Annotated in this window: 16 protein-coding genes; 4 read left to right on the top strand and 12 right to left on the bottom strand. The window is 39.7% G+C overall.

The genetic code is table 11. From position 1 onward, the window contains the following. Positions 1 to 153: 153 nt before the first annotated feature. The 3 genes from LZ480_RS00620 to LZ480_RS00610 form a co-directional block, all read right to left on the bottom strand. Positions 154 to 777 carry a general stress protein gene (locus LZ480_RS00620; protein ID WP_241367396.1) on the bottom strand — a complete coding sequence of 208 codons (624 nt, stop codon included), beginning with the start codon at positions 775 to 777 and terminating at the stop codon, positions 154 to 156. A 128-nt stretch (positions 778 to 905) separates the two neighbouring features. Further along, complete coding sequence (locus LZ480_RS00615) at positions 906 to 1,469, bottom strand: nitroreductase family protein (RefSeq protein WP_241367395.1); 564 nt, start codon at positions 1,467 to 1,469, stop codon at positions 906 to 908. 64 nt (positions 1,470 to 1,533) lie between these two features. Beyond that, complete coding sequence (locus LZ480_RS00610) at positions 1,534 to 2,034, bottom strand: amidase domain-containing protein (protein ID WP_241367394.1); 501 nt, start codon at positions 2,032 to 2,034, stop codon at positions 1,534 to 1,536. Between the two features lie 193 nt (positions 2,035 to 2,227). Here LZ480_RS00610 and LZ480_RS00605 point away from each other — a divergent pair, with 193 nt between their 5' ends. After that, complete coding sequence (locus LZ480_RS00605) at positions 2,228 to 3,250, top strand: DUF2804 domain-containing protein (RefSeq protein ID WP_241367393.1); 1,023 nt, start codon at positions 2,228 to 2,230, stop codon at positions 3,248 to 3,250. A gap of 123 nt (positions 3,251 to 3,373) precedes the next feature. Here the strand turns inward: LZ480_RS00605 and LZ480_RS00600 are convergent, their stop codons facing one another. Continuing rightward, positions 3,374 to 4,471: an acyltransferase gene (locus LZ480_RS00600; RefSeq protein ID WP_241367392.1), complete on the bottom strand. Its 1,098-nt coding sequence runs from the start codon at positions 4,469 to 4,471 to the stop codon at positions 3,374 to 3,376. A gap of 955 nt (positions 4,472 to 5,426) precedes the next feature. Here LZ480_RS00600 and helD point away from each other — a divergent pair. Continuing rightward, positions 5,427 to 7,658 carry an RNA polymerase recycling motor HelD gene (gene helD / locus LZ480_RS00595; RefSeq protein ID WP_241367391.1) on the top strand — a complete coding sequence of 744 codons (2,232 nt, stop codon included), beginning with the start codon at positions 5,427 to 5,429 and terminating at the stop codon, positions 7,656 to 7,658. Positions 7,659 to 7,771: 113 nt separating this feature from the next. Here helD and LZ480_RS00590 read toward each other — a convergent pair whose 3' ends face one another. Next, positions 7,772 to 8,644 (bottom strand): GNAT family N-acetyltransferase, encoded by an 873-nt coding sequence (locus LZ480_RS00590; protein WP_241367390.1) that lies wholly within the window; start codon positions 8,642 to 8,644, stop codon positions 7,772 to 7,774. 459 nt (positions 8,645 to 9,103) lie between these two features. On the opposite strand from LZ480_RS00590, the gene LZ480_RS00585 reads away from it, so the two are divergent. Next, complete coding sequence (locus tag LZ480_RS00585) at positions 9,104 to 11,104, top strand: bifunctional diguanylate cyclase/phosphodiesterase (protein ID WP_241367389.1); 2,001 nt, start codon at positions 9,104 to 9,106, stop codon at positions 11,102 to 11,104. 268 nt (positions 11,105 to 11,372) lie between these two features. Here the strand turns inward: LZ480_RS00585 and LZ480_RS00580 are convergent, their stop codons facing one another. After that, positions 11,373 to 11,867 carry a threonine/serine exporter family protein gene (locus LZ480_RS00580; protein WP_241367388.1) on the bottom strand — a complete coding sequence of 165 codons (495 nt, stop codon included), beginning with the start codon at positions 11,865 to 11,867 and terminating at the stop codon, positions 11,373 to 11,375. A 16-nt stretch (positions 11,868 to 11,883) separates the two neighbouring features. Continuing rightward, on the bottom strand, positions 11,884 to 12,630 hold the full coding sequence (locus tag LZ480_RS00575; protein WP_241367387.1) for a threonine/serine exporter family protein: 747 nt from the start codon (positions 12,628 to 12,630) through the stop codon (positions 11,884 to 11,886). 181 nt (positions 12,631 to 12,811) lie between these two features. On the opposite strand from LZ480_RS00575, the gene LZ480_RS00570 reads away from it, so the two are divergent. After that, the gene (locus LZ480_RS00570; RefSeq protein WP_241367386.1) at positions 12,812 to 14,212 is read left to right on the top strand and encodes a polysaccharide deacetylase family protein; all 1,401 of its coding nucleotides are present in this window, start codon (positions 12,812 to 12,814) and stop codon (positions 14,210 to 14,212) included. Between the two features lie 168 nt (positions 14,213 to 14,380). Here the strand turns inward: LZ480_RS00570 and LZ480_RS00565 are convergent, their stop codons facing one another. The 5 genes from LZ480_RS00565 to LZ480_RS00545 all read right to left on the bottom strand — a co-directional run bounded on the left by LZ480_RS00565 (position 14,381) and on the right by LZ480_RS00545 (position 21,768). After that, positions 14,381 to 15,697, bottom strand: coding sequence for an ABC transporter permease (locus LZ480_RS00565; protein ID WP_241367385.1), 1,317 nt, complete (start codon positions 15,695 to 15,697; stop codon positions 14,381 to 14,383). Next, positions 15,687 to 16,385, bottom strand: a complete 699-nt coding sequence (locus LZ480_RS00560; protein WP_241367384.1) for an ABC transporter ATP-binding protein — start codon at positions 16,383 to 16,385, stop codon at positions 15,687 to 15,689. The genes LZ480_RS00565 and LZ480_RS00560 overlap by 11 nt, the downstream gene beginning before the upstream one ends. 728 nt (positions 16,386 to 17,113) lie before the next feature. Then, the gene (locus tag LZ480_RS00555) at positions 17,114 to 19,243 is read right to left on the bottom strand and encodes a beta-propeller domain-containing protein (protein ID WP_241367383.1); all 2,130 of its coding nucleotides are present in this window, start codon (positions 19,241 to 19,243) and stop codon (positions 17,114 to 17,116) included. Positions 19,244 to 19,394: 151 nt separating this feature from the next. Continuing rightward, on the bottom strand, positions 19,395 to 20,585 hold the full coding sequence (locus tag LZ480_RS00550; protein ID WP_241367382.1) for an acyl-CoA dehydrogenase family protein: 1,191 nt from the start codon (positions 20,583 to 20,585) through the stop codon (positions 19,395 to 19,397). Positions 20,586 to 20,595: 10 nt separating this feature from the next. Beyond that, on the bottom strand, positions 20,596 to 21,768 hold the full coding sequence (locus LZ480_RS00545) for a saccharopine dehydrogenase family protein (RefSeq protein ID WP_241367381.1): 1,173 nt from the start codon (positions 21,766 to 21,768) through the stop codon (positions 20,596 to 20,598). Positions 21,769 to 21,808: the final 40 nt, after the last annotated feature.

Below are 21,808 nucleotides of genomic sequence, written 5' to 3'. Positions count from 1 at the left end.
CCTCTTTAATGAGACAATATTCTACAAATTGTATGATTTTACCTTCTTTAGACATTTAAAACCGAGCACATGATTATTCCAATGGCTCGGTTTCACACTTTATCTCGCATTAACGGACAGTAAGATGCCCACCTAGCAAAGATTCACGTTATGCTATTTATGTGGCCCTTGATACACGCCTAATTCTCGTGTTTTTGGATCGCGAACGAGGCGTTGATTGTCTCGTAATGGCACTTCGGCATTTGAAGACGCTAATACTTCATCTGCAGGACCAAAATCGCCTGCTACGCCCTTCGAAGGCAAAAAGTACAATTGTGGCTTTGGCTCATACGGAACGACGCGCTCTTTTTTTACATCATGCAAAATGATATTCGATGAATTCGAGCGATTTGTAATCCATTTCGTCAGCGTATGCCCCGTCCACTCCTCTTCATGGAATGGATCTGTTCCCGAGACAAGCACCATTCCCCCACTGCGAATAACAGCCTCGTACTCAATGCGATCATTATGCGATAAATTCATGCGACGTAATACATTTTCGATTGGCGTTTCTTTCGTCAATAATGTTTTTATAAAGCTACAGATTCCATGTGTCGTTACCAACTCAATTTGACTATCCCTCGATAACGAATGAAACTCATTTACATTTTTCGTGACAATATAAATTTTATTGCGGTCTACCATTTCTCGTGGTTTACGTAATTCCTGGAGTTTATTGAGCAATTCTTGTTTTGTATAGACGACATCAACCGTTTGTTTTGGTTCATTTCGAAACATATACATCCCTCCAAAAGTTTTGTATTACACTTTTCCCACTACAAAAAAGATACCAACTTTTCTTCTATCCCTTCTCACTAAAAATAAAAAAATGGAATTCGTAGCATTTTACGAATTCCATTTTGATTTTATGCGCCGAATTCTGTAACGAAATCAGCTAATTCTTTACGTGGTTTTGCTGGTGTTGCTTCATCGAAATAACCGAATTGGAACATCGCAATGACACGTTCATTTTCTTTTGCTTGTAATGCTTCGCGGAATTTTGGGTTATCTAAGAAGCCTGGCGTTTTCCAGCATGTACCGATTCCTTGTTCCCAAGCTAGTAACTGTGCGTTTTGTAAGTAACAAGAGACCGCTGCATAATCTTCTAGACGCTCTTTTTGACGCATATCTTCTGTTACTAATACAAAAGCATATGCCCCCGCAAGCGTGAATTTTTGCATTTGCGTAGCAAGCGTCTCCTCTGAAAGCTCTTGCCATTTTGGAATCGCTAAATCGCGTAATAACTCATGTACTTGAGCTAATTTTTCATCAGTTGCTACAACAACGCGCCAAGGTTGACGGTTGCCGTGATTTGGTGCCCATTTTGCATCATCTAAAATTTGTAGAACCGCTTGTTTTTCAACAAGTTGTCCATTAAATTTTTTAATTGAACGGCGCTCTAAAATAGCTTGTTTTACTGATACTGTCATCGACAAATCCTCCTTCGTATACTAGCTCTATCTTATCATCATTTTTCATTATTATATAGAGAGTTTATAAGGGAAACGTATCGCTAATGTGAAAGAAATAATACTCGATTAATGGGGTATAGGCCGAAGAGTCTTCATATGAATATTCTCGATTTTTGCTATTCATCGTGTGTGCATTAACGTACGGAATCCCATTTTCAATCCGCGTAACAATCGTACTATGGTCAATCCGTCCATCCCCTGCAAAATCATAAAAAATAAGATCGCCTATCTCAAGCTCATCAATCGAATAAACACGAGTTGCTATAAGCCCTTTTTTCGACGTTTCTAAATACCATCGCAGTGCGTGTGCTACCGACCAGCTATAGCTCCAGCGCTCAGGATTACCAATCATCCACCAGCCCTGCGCACGATCCGAAAAGCCGCGCATCGGTGCTCCCCCTGCATAGAGGCATTGCGATATGAAGTTTGTACAATCCACCTCAAACGTTGGAAATCTTGGATTGTATTTATCCCACCAAAAATTTGCATAATCGACCGCAGCTTGGCGATTATAATAAAGCATTTGCATTTGGCCTCATTTCTTTTTTTACAACGTATGACAAACTTTTTTCGAATATGTACGTTATATGAAAGAAGTGTGAAAATGCCCTGTTTTCTTAAATGTTTGATACAATCAGTTTAAGGACACTTTCCGGGCTCGTTCGAAACATTGTGCCCAGGTTCAACGGTATTTTCTTTGTATAGGGGGAGTTTATATGAGGCAGCACGCAGAAAGAGAAATAGTACTTCCAACAGCTCTTTGCGATAAAAAAGGGAATTTAAATCCAGAGGCAATTGGATTTGCACGACAGCCAATTATTGATTGCAACTTATCTGGCCATTTTATGCGTAAGAAAAAGTGGAATTATTGGTGTGTTTATGGCGAGGAAATCTTATTTTCCGCAACGATTAGCCATTTAGATTACGCTGCGGTTTGCTTCGTCTATTTCCTTGAATACGAAACACAGCGCTATTTCGAAAAAACAATCGTGATACCACTTGGCACAAAAGTAAAAATGCCAACACAAGTATTAGAAACCGTCAGCTACAAAACTAGTGAAATGACTATCCAGCTAACTTACTACAACGGCGTAACACATTTAACGGTCATTTCACCGAATTTTGATGGCGAGCACTTGCATGCCGAATTAACGATTGAGCATCCACAAGATGATGAATCCTTAAACGTCGTCATCCCGTGGAATCGCCAAACATTTCAATTTACGGCAAAGCATCATACATTGCCAACGTCTGGCATCGTGAAAATTGGTGGACGCCGCTTTACCTTTTCTCCTGAAGAAAGCTTCGCAGTACTCGATTACGGACGTGGTATTTGGCCACGTGAGGCAACTTGGAATTGGGGAATGGCATCACAACTTGTTCGCGGTCAACGCATCGGCTTAAACTTTGGCGGGCAATGGACGGACGGCACCGGCATGACGGAAAACGCCATTTTTATTGATGGAATTATGACTAAAATTCACGAAGATGTTCGCTTCGAATATGACCGCTCGAACTTTATGAATCCGTGGACAATTCGTTCAAAATTTAGTGACCAAATTAATTTAACATTCACACCCTTTTTCGAACGCGTCGCAAATACTAACGCGAGAGTCATTTTGTCATCCGTGCATCAAATGGTCGGCTATTATGACGGCATCATTCGACTTGAAGACGGCACAACACTACAAATCCAGCAAATGCTTGGTTGTATCGAGGAGCATGTCGCAAAATGGTGAACCCCTATCCTACAAATTTAGCCAGCAGACAGCCACATTTCGTGCCAAATCGCGTGGAATGATGTTTTGTTATTAATAAAAAGCCTACTACAACTCGATTCGAGCATGTAGCAGGCTTTTCGTTTATTTACCGATAATAATCCAACTAGCTTTCCACTTACTTAACCAACTCGTCAGTACCCAACAAATGCCGGTAATCGCAATTGCGGTAAACAACTGCCAACCATGGAATACGAGCGGTGTTGAACTTGGTAACCAATCGCGGAAATATAGTAAGAAAAATGGGTGAATCAAATAAATACCAAACGACAATTGAGCTAATCGATTTAAGAAATGCTGTAATGGCGCATAGTCCAGTGCCATCACCACTTTCCCTAACCATAACGTAAACAAGCTACCTGCTAGCCCTAAAAGTACCCATAGTCCATCAAAAATATACGAACGATACGGGGTAGACGGTAAATAGTTATCCAATGTACCCGCACGTGTCCAAATATCCACCACAATCAAACTCACAGCTGCACTTGCAAACAGTGTCACAATAAACGCAGTCATTTTTTTTCGGTTCGTTTGCCACCATTGATCGAGTTGCGCATAATTGGCCCCCATCGCAGCACCTACTAAAAAGAACGGTAAATACGACATAAAGTACGAACCACGTGCTTCCACTTGTACATAATTTTTGTTCACATAAAACCAAGTAAACTGCAAAGCTAGCGAAACAATTAGCACAACTGAAACACGAACCTTCACTTTCTTAAAGAAATACAATATGAACGGGAAAATTAAATAAAACTGTAAAAGTACAAATAAGAAATACAAATGCGTATAGGCTTTTCCCCATAATAACGCTTCACCTAAATCCGTCAAAAATGCTGGTACAGATGTAAAACTACTATATTTTACTGTACTTACAACAAAATAAAAAGTCGAAATGACGATATAAGGAACAATTATATATTTCAAACGCTTCTTGTAAAATTGCAGGATGGTTTCCTTTGTAAACGGCCTTTTGTTATAGCTATATAGCAGCACCAAGCCACTTAAAAAGAAAAATACGGGCACCCCAATCTTCCCTATTGTATTGAATGCCGAGTATATATAAAACGTACTTGATTCAGGAGTAACCCCCCCTAAACCTGTCGAACTAAAATGCACAAACAATACGGCAAACATCGCAAATGCACGCGCGTATTGAACTTCGTCTAACTGCTTATTCATTAGTAACCCCCAAAAATTGAATGCTAATTTTGTTACACACCTTTTTTAATAAAGCGCCTATTATATAAATCTAGCTTACCTTAATACTAGATAGTTTACAAAAGTAAAATGAAATGTAAATAAAATCAATTGAAACTAACATTGAGTAAGTTCACTAACAAAAATTGGATTTAATACAGTGTAATTTATTTTTGGCGGGCTACGGCACGACAGCATTGTGGCCACGTGGTACGTGCCCATACTACTGTCTTTAATGCCGCATGCAAGGCCCGCCAAACAAAAATGTTACTTTTTCCAGTAAAGTTAAGTGCGTAAAATGTAGCCGCTTGCGCTTTCGCGAGGCGGCGGTGATGAAATAAATATTACGCTGTATACTTTATTGTATCTTTGAATAAAAGTTAGCTACAGCAATAAAATTAGCTTCTTTTATTGCGTCAAAGAAAAATATCCTTAGACTTTTCTTCAATAACAGCATTGAATTAACAAACTTTATTAAAAAACAATGTAATAAAAACCAACTTTAGTTTGATGTTAGAGTGGCGCGAAGTGAAGGGGGCGACTTCTAGGGGATCAAGCGTGTGCGGAAAATCCACTCATTTGTGCCACCGTAAGAGGCACAAATGAGTTAGTTGAAGCCACGCCCCCAGAAACAGTGGAACAAATGCTAAAAACGCCACATTGTGTGGCAACGCATTCGTGACCAACATCATGTTGGCCTCCCGTAACGTAGCAGAACGGACTTTATTAGATACATGCACTTGGTTCCAAATTTTGTATTGTAAAATGCTCGTTATGAGTTAATAATTCCCCTAATTCTTTTTACCTCTAAAATAACTTTTCATACAAACCAACATTGAAATCCCAATTCATTTTTAGAGCACTACTTGAATATCTATCCATATTTTTGATACGATAATAATCTGACTTTATAAGGTGATTGGGGGAACGACAAACGATGGAACAACATTTGCAGCTAAAGGATTTCAAGCAGGAGCAAAAGCGACTTAATGACACTGTTGCGTATATGGACCGCATTTTACATAGCTCCAAAAGCGATATTGAAAATGCACAGGCTAACATTAAAACAGCGATGTCAAACGTGGAATATCTCGACTCGAGTGATAGTTTCTTAAATATTCTAATGAACACGCGTTTTTTCGAACTAGCACGCGATCAAAAGGAAGGCTTAGAGGCGATTCGTCAAAAACCCTATTTCGCGCGCATCCATTTTCAGCGTGAAGGTGAGCCAGAGGAATTCCTTTATATTGGAAAAACATCTCTATTTCATAACGAAACACATGAGCCGATTATCGTCGATTGGCGTTCTCCTGTCGCAAACGTGTATTATGATGGTCGACTTGGTGATATAACGTATGATGTACGCGGCGACGAACAGGCTGGGCATCTATTCGCCAAACGCCAATATAAAATTGAGCAAGCCGAGCTTCTCGATTACCGAGACGTCGATTTAACAACAAACGATGAATTGTTACAAGAAGCGCTCGAAGGAAAGGCAGATGTTCGTTTAACCGAAATCGTGTCGACCATTCAAAAAGAGCAAAACGAGATTATTCGTGCGCACCTCCGCCAACCGATTCTCGTACAAGGGGCGGCTGGTTCAGGAAAAACAACCATTGCTCTTCACCGAATTTCGTATTTTTTATATACAATGGGCGAACATTTTAATGCCGAACAACTCATGATTCTAGCACCGAATAATTTATTTATCGAATACATTGGGGATGTACTACCAGAGCTTGGCGTGGATAAAATATGCCAAACCACCTATGCCGATTATGTACAAAATGCCTTACATTTGAAATTAAAGCTCACGAATCCAAATGAACAGCTCGAAAAAATCGTCGAGAACATCACTACCAATTTCGATGATTTGCATATTTCTAAAATGAAGGGTAGCCCCTTTTACGAACTGATGATGCAGCGCTATTTACAGCGGTATGAAGAACAATTGGCCACACTTTTTGATGATGTCTTTATCGAAAAATATCGTATTATGAAAGGCGAGCATTTGAAAAAGTTGTTTTTAGTCGAATTTCAATATATGCCGATCGAAAAACGCCTTGAACGAATCAAAAAGATCATCCAAACCGAAGTAAAGCGGAAAACAACCGCAGTATTAACAAAATTAAACTCGCGTTATGAGGAAGCAATCGGTCGAGCACTAAACGGCATGCGCGACGCAGAAAAACGCCGACTTACCGTAACCAAAATGATCGACGAACGCGATGTACGCATCCCAAAAATTAAGCAAGAAGCCAAAACAACGGCAAGTCGTTATATGAAAAAATTCACAAAGGCAAAAGTGAAAACACTATACCGCGATATCGTGACGAACCGTGAATTACTATATGAAATTGCACCTGAATGGGACCAAAATGAAACAGAAAGCTTTCTACAAGCACATAAAAAGGAAAGCTGGGCATTAGAAGATTTAGCCTCGCTCTATTATTTACAGGCAAAGGTAAAAGGTATAGAGGATCCATGGAAAATGCGTGTCGTATTCATTGATGAGGTACAGGACTACAGCTACTTCCAGCTTGCAGCATTAAAGGCAGGGCTTGAAACAGATATGTTTACAATGGTTGGCGATTTAGCACAAGGAATCCATAGCTACCGTTCATTAACCGATTGGCAGCCCGTGCTCGATTTATTCCCACGCGCAACCTATGCTACACTGCAAAAAAGTTACCGAACAACGATTGAAATTATGCAAGTAGCCAATGAAATCCTACTACAAATGGAGGAAAACTTACCACTTGTTGAGCCTGTTGTTCGTCACGGTAAGCCCCCTGAGTTTATCGCGCAACAAGCGTTACAAGTCCAGACAATCAACCAAATCGTCGAGCAAATTAAAGCGAACAACCACCATTCCATTGCACTCATTTGCAAAACGACCAAAGAAGCAAAATCGATCGTGAAACAGCTTGAAAAAGCCGATTTTCCTGCGCAAATATTAGACGAAAATTCGGCCATTGATCAGCAAAAGCTACTCGTTGTGCCAAGCCATTTAGCAAAGGGGCTCGAGTTTGATGCCGTCATTATCACGTCATTTGATGTACCCTATTACGACAATCCAATTGACCGCAAGCTCCTATATGTCGCTCTAACCCGCGCGATGCACGAGCTCTATTTAATTGGCCCTTCAAAAGAAGCCTTTTTGATGTAATGTCTATAAAAAACACAACTCGCGTGAAATTTGCGCGAGTTGTGTTTTTCTAACATTGATTCCCCGAAAAATTCGTTATGTTTTATTCGCACGCAGCTCCGTTTAAACACGTATTACATATCTAAACAAATATAATAGTCTAGCTGCATCGATTTCATGAAGCCCGCTTTTTCATACACGCGTAGTGCACCAGCGTTATCAATTTCTACATCTAATAAAATCGTTTTTTCACCGTTGCGAATCGCATAATCTTTGACAATGTTTAAGATTTGCGTACCGATTCCTTGCCCTTGCTTATTTGGTGCGACAGCAAACGCTGTGACCCACTCGACTTCACCCTCTTTACGCGTCGTCACTGTCCCAACTACCTCATCGGCAAATTCCGCTGTCCACATCACAAGTCCTTCTGTTGTGGTATTGAAATCAATGAGCTCTAACGATTCCTCACGCATATCTCCAAAAGCCTCGCTAAAAATGGCAACAAGCGCCTCTGTATCCTTTTGCATAAACGGACGAAGCGTTACTGCTCCCGGTTGCTGCAATACTTCTGCTCTTGCTTCTAAAGTCGCCTCAGAAAAACTATATAAGTAGCCTAGCTTACTTAAAAACTCTTTGCCAAAATGAGAACCTTCTATTGTTAAAGCTAGTTCGCCCTCACTTTCACGTGCAGCCATCCCATCCTTTAACACATTAAAAATCGCACTCCCTACACCCAGTTGGCGATACATTGGCGCCACTAAAATGGACCACTCGTACGTATTTAAGCCCATTAAATCAATAGCCGTTCCCGCACCAATAAGCTCGTTTTTGTCATCATCATAAACAAGCACATAAAAACCACGTGATTCATAGCTACATGCAATTGGTAAATTCATCACCTGATTGTAAACGTGCCCGTCACACCCTGCGACTTCACATAAATGGTGCAGTTCTTCAAACGTTTCTTCATCTAGTGGAAGCGACACTGTAATTGCCGATAAATTCATTCTTTCTACTCCAATTCCTACTATTTCATAATGCTCTTATTTTAGTAAAGCTACCGTTGTAACGCAACTCCAGAAAACTTTTACTACGATTTATTTCATATTTTTAGAATATAGCAATCGTATACTCCTAATTTTCGAAAAAATTAGCCATTTGATTGTTACAATCGAAAGCATTTAAGACATTTTACTTGTTTTTCAAAAATAAAATCAAAACAGCTTTACTACTATTTACATCACGAAATATAATAAAATTATTACCTAAAGAACTAATCCCACTTTATAATTGACTTCTAGTTACTAATGAAAAATCAATTCAATACTATCACTAATTTTACGTTAATAAAAAGACAGGTAGAATAATACTACAAGACCTCCCAAATAACGTTTTTATTTAATGACTAATGGGCATTTTTTATTTATAATTATAGTATTATTTTACGAATTAAGGAGAAATGATATATGACAAAAGAGCAACTCTATTCAACAGAAATTGACACATTTCTAGTTACTCCTTTTCCTACCTTCATTCTATTACCTAATGGAACAATCGCCAAAGGTAATCTGGAGCATTTTGACTATTCAACAGTAGATTTAGAGAAACTAAAAAAGAAATCTGTTGAAGACACGCTTTTTTCAGAAATCCAGAATGATGTGATTGAATCTATTCTATCAAGCACCGTACCACTTTGCTTACAAGATATTGAGATAACAACCAAACACCAAACAATTCAATTTGTCACGCTATACACAAAGCCAATAACATTTGATAGTCAAGAGGCCATTTATGTATTATGCGTACCCACTGACGAAATTGGCTCAGTAAACGCCGAACAACAGCATTTAATAGACTTAAAAAATGGCATTCACAATTCATTTATGACAATAACACTCGATCAAGATGGCTTTATCATAGAAACAAACCAACAATTTTTAAAAACAAGTCATTGGACACCAAAGCGCGTCATTGGGAAAACGTTTTGGCAGCTATTCCCGTCATCTGAGGAATCTGAAAAAGTAACACAAATCATTTGGAATACATTACAAGACGGACAAATTTGGCAAGGTGATGTCCAGAAAATCACGAAAGATGAGCAGCTTTATTGGGTTTACCTAACAGCCATTCCACTATTCGGACCGACACCCGACGAAAATCAATTTATCTTTATTGAACGCGATATAACTAAGGACAAGACGGTACAATTCCAGCTCGAAAAAATTGCCTATATCGATACAGAAACAGGCATGATTAACGTTCACCGTTTAGCACAAGTTATTACCGAAATGATTGACGAAGGTCGCCATTTTTCATTCGTGTATTTAAGCATCGACAAATTCTACACAATTAAAGACTTACACAATGATTTAGAGGGTACATCTCTAGTTGTTGAATTTACAAAGCGTATGAAATTGTATTTCCAAGACAGCACAATGGCTCGTATTAACGAAAATGAATTCGTAGTCATTACGCCATTACCTGAATGGTTTACACAAGGTTTCTTAACCTACTTACAGCAAAATCCAATTTATAATGACAATGTCGCGGTACCATTATCATTAAGTGGTGGTATTACACGCTACCCCGAAGACCAAACAACATTTTCACAATTAATGAAAGCCTCACTTGCTACGATTGCGTCTGTACGTGAAGCAGGTGGCGATAGCATTCTTTCATTATCAAAATCATCACACGCAGCGTTAAACCGAAAATCGATCGTTGAAAAGCGTTTACTACAGGCACTAGATCAAAAAAATCTACATGTTCTTTATCAGCCACAGGTAGATGTAAAATCCGGGAAAATTATTGCAGTTGAGGCACTTGTACGTTGGGATGATGAAGAAATCGGGGTTGTATCACCAGACGAGTTAATTCCGATCGCCGAAGAAACAGGACTAATCAACAATATCGGTTCACTCATGCTTGAACGCGCATGTGAACAAGCAGTCGCATGGAAAAATGCGGGCCACGAATTGAAAGTAAGCATCAACTCCTCTGTTCGTGAATTCCGCGACAAAAACATGGCTAAATCAATTTTAGAAACGCTTGAACGCACAGGCTGCCCTGCAAACTTACTACAAATTGAAATTACTGAAAAATTTGCACTTGAAGCGGAAGCCGAAAAAGGCATCATTAAGCAAATGCGTACACTCGAAAACGAAGGAATCGTATTCGCACTAGACGATTTTGGCACAGGCTACGGTTCATTCCGCTACATGCAGCTATTGCCAATTTCTATCGTAAAAATTGACCAAACGTTTACCCGCGCACTAAAATCCGAAAAAACACAGCAACTCGTAAATGGTATGGTTCAGCTCGGCAAGTCAATGAACTTAACCGTTGTCGCAGAAGGTGTCGAAACAGAAGACCAACAGCAGCTTCTAACAAACTTCGGCTGTGACATTGTACAAGGCTACTACATTAGCAAACCCGTAAAAAGCAGCGAAGTTTCGGATTTGATTTAATGAACAAAAGCGCTAATGCGCCGGTCAGCCCCGAGTGAGCAAAACACCACATCCATGTGGTATCCCCTCAATGACTCACATCGTTTGAGTCTCAGACATTGGAGGACCCGACGCAAAAGTAAACGCTCCACCACTTTTGCAGGAGAGTTCAAAATGACCGAGGAGCTGGCGCTTTACCCTGGACGTAAAATAAGTTGTTTATCGTTATCCAAATGACGATAATCTATCGTTTCTTTAACAGAGAAAAAGCTCAAAAAGCCTAGATTCCCTAGCTTTTTGAGCTTCTTTTTTTCGCTTTGAAGAATGAATCAATTGATGTTTTACCTTCACGCATTGAACGTAAAATAATTTGCATTATCACTTCCGCAAATACTAACCCCATGGCAATCGCCCCTGAAATCATAAACGCGCGCATACCATTTTGTAGACCCGTCATATAGTCAAGCTCCATAATATTACGCATTGTATTGTACGCAACGCTTCCTGGCACAAGTGGAATAATGCCCGACACACTAAAGACAATCATTGGCATTCGGAACTTCCGCGCCGCAAAATGCGCAACTAATGATACTATAAACGCCCCAATGAACGACGCACGGACTTCATCTATACCGTAGTTAAACAATAAATAGTAAATTCCCCAACCAATCGCTCCAACTAATCCACAAGCTGGAATAGCCTTTGTCGGGGCATTAAAAATGACACCAAAACAAGCTGTCGCAAAAAAGCTAATAATCATTTGAAACCATAGACTATCGATCATAGAAAAACCCCTTTATTTAGAAGGATAGAACAAACGCAATCCCTGAACCAATCGCAAAAGCCGTTAAAAACGCCTCTGCACCTTTCGCCATTCCTGCTGTAAAATGCCCTGCCATTAAATCACGGACCGCATTGGTAATCAGTAGCCCTGGTACAAGTGGCATGACTGAGCCGATAATAATTTTATCCACCTGCGTACCTAGACCAAAATGTACAGCCATCGATGCGACAATACCTACAGCCAATGCTGCCATAAATTCTGAGAAAAACTTAACACGCGTGATTTGGTGAATGACGGTTACAATATATAGCCCTAACCCACCTGCCACAAACGCCGCTGGAATATCTGTTACTACCCCTTTAAACATTAAGAGGAAACAGCTACTTGCAATACTCGCTGTTAATACTTGAATAATAATCGGTAAAAAATAATTCGTCGTTTCTATCTTCTTTAACTCGTAATAAGCCTGTTCTAATGTTATGATTTGAGATGTAAGTTTACGGGAAACATTGTTAACAAGTACAATTCTGTGTAAATCTGTAATCCTTGTTGAAATCGATGTAATTCTTGTAGGTTGCGTTTTTCCAAGTGAGAAAATAATCCCTGTTGGCGTTACATAGCTTTGTGCGTCCATCATATTTTGAGATCGTGCCATTCTTAACATCGTATCTTCAACACGATACGTTTCTGCGCCACTTTCCATCATGATGCGACCTGCTAATAAAAAGCATTCAATCGCCATTTCATTATGTTCAGCATTCATAGAAGATGGACCTCCTTTTCACTTCTTAGCTCATATTACTTGAAGCTTCATCAAAATCATAGTCTTTTTTGGGGCATTTTATGCTCACATAACGATGCTTTTTGTAACATATTTATACTTTAAATCCAACTTTAATTTAACTAATCATTACTCTATAAATTCGAAAGGACTCCGATGCAACATGAAAACCCCTTACCGTAAACGCCGTGGTATTTGGATTGATTTACTACTTGTCTCCATGATCACCTTGCTCGGCTCAGCTATAATTTATTTAACTGTTTTAAATGATCAACCTATTTTTCAAGCGGAAGATGGTCTTTCCTCCGATACTACCTCATCCACTATTTCCGAAGAACAATCCAGCTTTCCGGGTGTGCGCATTGTCACAGACAGTTCAAATGACGCAAAAATGCCCTTTGCTATTCAATACCCATTAACCGAATACGAAACGTTCAATGATACCATTTTAACTTATATAAACGACGCAAAAGATTACTATATTAGTATGATGCGCCTACAACAAAACGTTCACGAATTAACAGGTGAGCTGAATATTAGTTTACAAACATTTGCACATCAACATTATTATTCATTTGTCCTTACAAACAAAACAATTTTAAGTAATACCGAACACGAAACAACCATCATGACCTTTTTAATCGACAATAAAACAGGCGAAACTTTTAATATGCAGACATTGCTAAATCAAGATGAAGCTAGCTTAAAAACCTTCGCCAATCATGTACAATCACAAATAACAAAAAATCCAGAATTCAAGGATGCCCTTAACAAAGACAAACTTGTAGCTGCTACACAGCCAAAATGGGATTTATTTGATCGCTTTGCATTAAAAGAAAACGCCCTTGTTCTCTATTTCGATGAAGGTGAAATTGCTAATGCTACAGCTGGTTTACCTACTGTAGAAATTCCTTTATCATCGATTAATCCATTACTTGCATCAGACTTCCAAATCACTATGGAAACAGAGGACACTACTGCACCAAAGCAAAATACGGATGCAGCACACAAACGAATTGCTTTAACCTTTGATGATGGGCCACATCCTGAGGTAACGAAGCAAATTTTGGATCTGTTACAAAAATATAATGCCAAAGCTACGTTTTTCATGCTCGGTAGCCGTGTCCAGTATTATCCAGACCTAGCACGTGAAGTTCGTGATGCCGGGCACGAAATTGGTAATCATACATGGTCACATCCTGTACTTACTAAGATGCCAGCCGCGGCCATTAAAAAGGAATATGAATCCACCGAGCAAGCCATCAAAGCAGCAATCGGTCAGCCTTCAGCCTTTTTCCGTCCGCCATATGGTGCGACTAACGATTCCGTCCGAGCACTCATCCAACGTAAATCGGTCAACTGGACGATTGATACGCTTGACTGGAAGCACCGTGACCCAACAAAGCTACTACCGATGATTCAAAAAACACTACATAATAATGCCATTGTTTTAATGCACGATATCCACCAATCTACAGCAGATGGACTTGAGCCCGTGCTGCAATATTTACAAAGTGAAGGCTACGAATTTGTAACCGTTTCTGAAGTACTGAACTATTCTTAAAATGAAAGGGCAACTTTCCAAGTGGTGAAAGTTGCCCTCTAGTCATTATGATGTGTGAAATGCTTGTACGATAATCCCCTGCGCATCAAGTTGTGTGCGTATTAATTTTGATTAGCCAATTGAAAAATGAGGTACCCAAGAATTCGTTCTCGGATACCTCATTTTACATCATACCTCTTGGCGCAATGCCTGCATCACTTCAATTTTTGTCGCTTTTCGTGCAGGGCGCACACCTGAAATAATAGCTACCCCGATACTAATAGCAGCCGCAATGACAACAAGCTGCCAAGGTATGGCAGAAAACTGAATGCCATCAAAGCTTTCCTCACCCGTTGCTGCCTTCAATACTACTGGTAGCAATGCATTTGACGCAAAACTCACCGTGTAAGAAATAGCGACTGCAATGACTGTTCCAATTACACCAATAAATGTGCTTTCCATTAAAAATAATCGTTGAATCAGCTTCGGACTTGCGCCCATTGCTTTTAATACTCCAATTTCACGTGTACGCTCGGTTACAGCCATTGTCATCGTATTGAAAATTCCAATCGATGCAATTAATACAGCAATTGTCCCGACAAAAATAAGCCCCGCTTTTAATACTAAGAAAAATACATTTAGCTCCTCTAATTGCTCCGTTACTGAAAAGACACCAAAGCCTTTGTCACGTAATTCCTCTAATATCGGCTTCACATATTCTAAACTTTTCGCATAAATTTCAAAACGATCGAAGAAGAGCTCCTCTTGTTGATCTGGGAACGATTGAACCAACATCTCTTCTAAAGTTGGTGCCAACGCATCGGATACGTAAATTTTATTGTCAATCGCCCATTCATAAGTAGGCTTTGCAAGTACACCGACAATCTTAAAGGTTTGACGCTCTGTTTGTTTCGACATATCCTCATAAGAACGGAAGGCCACTTCGATTTCCTTACCTAGAAGTGACTCTTTATAGCCTTCTTCAGAACCGTTATAATAATCGCCATTTGCCTGTGCTTCCAGTGACTTTTCGTCTATTACTTTACGATCATCGTCATTTAACAGCGTTTGTGCGAAATGATAGCCTACTAAAATTTCATTCGCATTTTTTGGATACGTACCCGCTGATAAATCATCTGCTACTTGTTGTAAATCGTTAAAATTCGTTAGATGTAAACTTCCTAATGTATCACGATCTTCAAAATAGCTTTGCGCTTCTGCATTTACATCTGTTGTTTTTAACACGGTTTGTACATGTTCTACTGCTTGAATTTCTGCAATTTCTTCCTCGGTAAACTGCGATTGGTTGCTTTGCACTTCAATTTTCGTCACACTATCATTCGATAAAATATCCTTTTCAATCGAAGCCTGTAAACCAAAGCCTACAGATGCAAGTACGATTAAAAACGCACAGCCCATCGTTGCAGCTAACACAGTCATAAAAACACGCAACTTATTTTTCTTAATATGCTGCATAACAAAATCAAGTTGGTCACTAAATCGCATGAGTGACACCTTCTTTCACTAACGCTCCGTCATGCATACGATAGCGTTGGTCGGCAATGTTCGCCACTTCCTCATCATGCGTAATAATGACAAATGTTAAATTCAATTCACGATTAAGCTGTTGTATCAAAGCTAAAATTTCTTGCTCCGTCTCTGAATCCAAGCTTCCTGTTGGCTCATCAGCAAGCAAAATCGGCGCTTTCGTTACTAATGCACGCGCAATACTGACACGTTGTTGTTGACCACCAGATAATTCATTTGGAAAATGGTCACTCACTTCTCCTAACCCAACACGCGCCATAATCTCCTCAACACGACTTTTGCGAATTGCCGGACTTAAGCCTTGTAATTTTAGTGGTAGTTCAATATTTTCAAACGCCGTTAAACTTGGCATGAGTTGAAAATTTTGAAAAATAAAGCCGAAATTTTTCAAACGAAACGCCGCGCTTTGTGCCTCTGTAAACGCAGCAACTTCCTGACCATTGACACAAATCGAACCATATTCAGGTTTCATAAACCCTGCCAAAATTTGCAGCAACGTCGATTTCCCCGAACCACTTTTCCCTACTACTGCTATAATATCTCCTGTTGGAATATCAAATGAAACATTGCGTAATACAGGAACGCGCTTCTCCTTGCCTTTTTTACCAATTAAAAACGTATGTTGGACATTCTTCACTTCAATCATTGCTCTACACTCCTTTATAGTTACAGTGTAAAGACTAAATCTTAATATTTTTGCATGACAAAAATGAAGAAATTCTTAAGAAATGCAGGCAACAAGTCCAATAAATTGAAAAAAGCTATGTTAGAGCGTTTTGCCCTAACACAGCTTTTTAGTTTCTAATCATATTGACAAATTTCTTTTTAAAAACAGATTAAGTACAATGTTACTTAATATTGGCGGGCTACGGCATGACCGCATGCAAGGCCCGCCAAATTAAAATGTTACTTTTCCCATATAGTAAGAGCGCAAAATGCTGCCGCTTGCGCTATCGCGAGGCGGCAGTGATGAATAAAATATTACGCTGTCTACAATATTGTATCTTTGATTAAAAGTTAGCTCTTCATATAAATTTAGCTACTTTTATTGCGTCAAAATAATATCGTTTTTGGACGGAAGTGTACTTCATTCCAATAACAAAGTAAATTTCTGTACACTTCATTAAAAACTTTGTAATAAAAATCAACTTTAGGTTTTATAATAGAGTGCCGCGAAGTGAAGGGGGCGACTTCTAGGGGAACAAGCGTGCGCGGAAAATCCACTCATTTGTGCCACCGTAAGAGGCACAAATGAGTTAGTTGAAGCCACGCCCCCAGAAAAGCGTCCCCCGTAGCGTAGCAGAACGCATTTTATTAGATAAATGCACTTGATTCCAAGTTTTATATTAGGAAATGTTCGTTATGTGTCACTAGTTAAAATCCAATCGTTTGTTGCTTTTTAAAAGTTTTACCGTTATAGCTTGTAACTTTCGAGCGAGATACAGCGTACAACTCATCCTCTACATAAAGTAAACGCTGTACGGCATTGTATGCATCTTCATATTGCTCACCTGGTCGCGCTTGCTCCAATAAGTTTGCCACTAAATCAATACCGGAAGCTGTTACTTTATAAATTTGTGCACCAGTTCCCTCATATTTCAGGCGGTCTTGTTCATCCGTCTCTGAATAAACTGTCACTGGGAAGCCGTAAAAATTATTACGTGGGTCTCTAAATAATGCTTTATGGTCGTATTGCACTGGCGAATACGTCCCGCGTCCTCCGATGACCACAGCCTGCTTTTCTTTCGGATTTTTCAAGTCAGATACATCAAACAAGCTTAATTTCATGCCTTTTGTTAACACGATCGGCTCTTTTGAACCTTCCTCCATACGTACCTCAGTGTCATATCCGATACCAAGTAAATGGTTTTCATCAATTGGGTGTAAATAGTTACTGAAACCAGGAATTTTTAGCTCACCTAACACTTTAGGCGCCTTTGGATTTTTTGTATCGATCACGAATAGTGGGTCCGTTTCTTTAAACGTTACTAAATACGCCTTATCACCGATGAAGCGTGCCGAATAAATACGTTCCCCTGGTGCTAAATCATGAACTGCGCCTACTTGCTTTAAATTTCCATCTAAAATGAATAGATGATTTTTTGAGTTTGCTTCAGCCCCCCAAGCATTGCCTTCTGTCGTTGCAATGCGGATATAACCGTTATGCTCATCCATTGAAAACTGATTTAAAACCGAACCTTTTACTTTCCCTTCTGTTGCCATGCTTATGTTTGTTTTATCAATCGCAATTTTATAAATTGTCGTTTCATTTTCACTCTGTACAGGTACAATAGATGATTCTGTAGTATCTATCATCGTATCAACTACTGGCCAGAATCGATAATTCATCGACGCAATGTAAATCGCACTTTCAGACATGTACATTTGTCCGCTATTCCCTAAAAAGCTTGCTGTTTTCCATTCATTCGATTTGACATTGCTTACATCTATTGCCGAAACGATTAAATAGCTCGGTTGATTGCTCTCCGGTAAAAGCTTTATTTGGTCAACCGGTATTAGCTTTTCTTTGCCACCATCATACGTTGCTGGGCGTAATTCTACATCTGGGTTTTCTGTCAGCATCCAATAGTTTGGCGTTTTACTTGAAACTACATATAAATAGTTACCTAATTTACGAATATTCGTAATGTCCCCATCTTGCCCAACCTCGCGTACTAGCACTGGGTTCGCCGCATCTTTCACATCATAAAATGCCACTTTTGATATTGATTTCGAATCAAAATAATCCTCTCGCTGTGTTTGCACATAGGTTGTATAGCCTACAATTAATAACTCGTTATGCAGCATTAAATGTGTTGGATAAATATCTTTACCAACTGTTAAACGCTTCACCATTTTTAATGATTTCGCATCCACAATCATAATTTTGTTATCAACGATTGTGTAAATATTTTTACCATCTGTAATCGAAATATCGCCCTCTTCAATACCTTCCACTTGGTTGTTTGTTGATGAGTAGTTCTGACCGCCGCTTGCTTTGTCACTTGACTTATTCTCGGTTGCGACACCAAATGATTCTTGGGCCATTTCCTCTTCGCGCCCTTGATACATCGCATTTTCTGCTGCGATATATGCTTTAAAATAAGCCTTTAAATCTGCTTCTGTTTTCAATGCACTCACCTTTTGAATCACATCTAGCGGAATGCTCTGTTCACTAATTAACTTTGTTGCTTTTGCATAAGCATTTTTCTTAATAACCACTTTGTATTGTCCAGCTTTTAAATTTTCTACCGTCAACATTTTTGCCGTGTCATCAAGCTTTAATTTCGCCTGTACTACTTTTCCAGCAGCGTCTGTTACCGTTACTGTCCCGTTTGTTACACTGTCCTTGGTCAGTGCTGTTTCAAGCTGTACTGTATACGATTCACCTTCAAAGATAACGCCATTTGCATATGCCGTATCCTTTGTAAAATAAAACAATGAAGACAACCCAACAATCGCCAATAAAGTTAATGCAATCCCTAAAATCTTGCCCTTTTTCATTGTTAACCCTCCCTATTTTATAACTGGTTGTATTCAATTAGACTCGCCAACAATAAATAAGTTACAGAATATTTATTATTTTCCATATAATATTTTTTCAAAACGAAAAACGAGAGAAATTTATTATTTCACCTCGTTTTTTGCAAAATAATTATTCAAATGGCCAATTCGGTAGCATACAGCGCAACTTTTTATCTTCGCGCTTCCCTAGTACATAATCCGCCTGCATAATCGTATGGATTTCACGTGTTCCTTCATAAATAACCGGTGCTTTCGAGTTACGCAAATAACGTGCGACCGGATAATCATCGGAATAACCATATGCCCCGTGAATTTGCATAGCATCGTCTGCAGCTTTGTTAGCAAAGTCACATGCCTGCCATTTTGCAAGCGATGTTTCGCGCGTGTTTCGCACACCTGTATTTTTTAGTTCTCCAACACGATATACAAGTAAGCGGCTCATTTCATAGCCTGCTTCCATTTTTGCAAGCATTTGCCCTACAAGTTGGTGCTCACCAATGGGCTTGCCGAATGTTTCGCGTTCCTTGCAATATTTCACACTTGCCTCAAGACAAGCCTGCATTAAGCCAACCGCGCCGGCAGCTACCGTAAATCGTCCGTTATCCAGTGCTGACATTGCAATTTTGAAGCCTTCCCCTTCTTCACCGAGTAAATTTTCTGCAGGAATTTTTACGTCTTCGAAAAATAATTCTCCCGTATTTCCCGCACGAATCCCATACTTCCCTTTAATAGCCTTCGAGCTAAAACCTGCCCACTCACGTTCAACGATAAAAGCCGAAATGCCGTGATGTAGCTTTTCTTTATCAGTATAAGCAAAGACGATAAAATGATCGGCCACATCACAAAGTGAAATCCATGTTTTTTGACCATTTAAAATGTAGTAATCGCCTTCACGCTTCGCATAAGAGCTCATCGCCGCTACGTCCGAACCCGCTCCAGGCTCCGTTAAACCAAATGCACCGATTTTTTCACCTTTTGCCTGTGGGGTTAAATATTTTTGCTTTTGTGCTTCAGTCCCCCATTGCATGAGCGTCATACTATTTAACCCGATATGCACGGAAACAGCTGTACGAAACGCCGTATCGCCTCGCTCCAGCTCTTCACATACAATTGCTAGCGAGTTGTAATCCATCCCTGCACCGCCGTACTTTTCAGGCACACATACTCCCATAAACCCTAGTTCCGCTAAACGCTTCCAAATGGCTTGATCAAAGCCGCCTTGTGCATCCCACCTTGCAATATGCGGAATGATTTCGGCATCAACAAATTGACGGACAGTTTTTCGTAAAAGCGTTTGTTCTGCTGTATATTCGAAGTTCATACGATCACTCCTACCATTTCACAATCATTGATGAACGGTGTGATGTTTCCTTAATATCGACACCACGCTTAGCCATCTCCTGAATGAACTCACTGCCTGGTACAACTGTTTCTGGCGCAAATACACCACGCTCGGTAATTGTCCCCTTACCGATCATTTGGGCAACAACTGAAATCGTATTTGCCGTTGCTCGCGCCATTGCTGTCACGTTATTCTCTAAATCTTTGCGCACAACCATCTCATATTCATACGTAATTTGCTCTTCTGATTTCTCACCAGAAATAATCGCACGTAATAAAACCGCGTCTACCTGCTCACCTATGTCTAATTTTTTCTTTATCGCTTCACGTGTCACTTCACGAACACTGACCTCACGTCCACCCGCTTCAACAACATTGGTTTTATCTAAAAATCCTAATTCAGCAAGCAGCTGGAACTTTTCAGCATGCCCTTTATAGCGAATCGTTTTATATTCTAATGTTTTTACATTCGGGAATGTTTTGTATAAAGTTGAAATTCCACCTGATGTATAGAAGGCTTCTAAAACACCGAATTCATCAAAATAAATCGGCTCAATGCCTGTCAATGATTGCACCTCTGACAGCACGCCTTTTTGAATCATTTTTGAAGGCTCCGTGTAGTGATCAAATACACCATCTAATGAAAAAACGCGTGTATAATGTAGTGGAGGCTTCGGCGCTGTCGGAATGCCCCCTACATATAACTTAATTGAATCCACTTTATCTATTTTTGTCGCTCCGTAACCCGCTAAAATATTGATCATGCCTGGCGCTACTCCTAAATCTGGAACAATCGTAATCCCTTTAGCCGCCGCTTCGTCATTTAACTGCAAAATAGCCTCCGTAACACCACCAATATGTCCACCTAAATCAACCGCATGCACCCCTACATCGATTGCTGCACGTGCCACTCGCTCATTGAATGCATAGAAAAGGGCATTGACTACAATATTGCCGCGCGCCATCACAACACGCAGGTCCTTATCACAATCTGCATCCAACTGTATGACTTCTACTTTATTTGAGCCAAGTGTATCCACGAACTCCTGTGCTTTTTCGATAGATACATCCGCTAAAAACACTTTTTCGACATCTTCACTGTTCACTAAATCGCGTGCAACTTCTTTCCCCATCAAACCTGCACCTAACACTACTACCTTCATATAAACATCCCCCTTGTTTGTATAATAAGTAAATGTAATC

The sequence above is a fragment of the Solibacillus palustris genome (genome assembly GCF_022549215.1).
Taxonomy (GTDB): domain Bacteria; phylum Bacillota; class Bacilli; order Bacillales_A; family Planococcaceae; genus Solibacillus; species Solibacillus daqui.
This window is presented reverse-complemented; position numbering and strand designations above follow the sequence as displayed.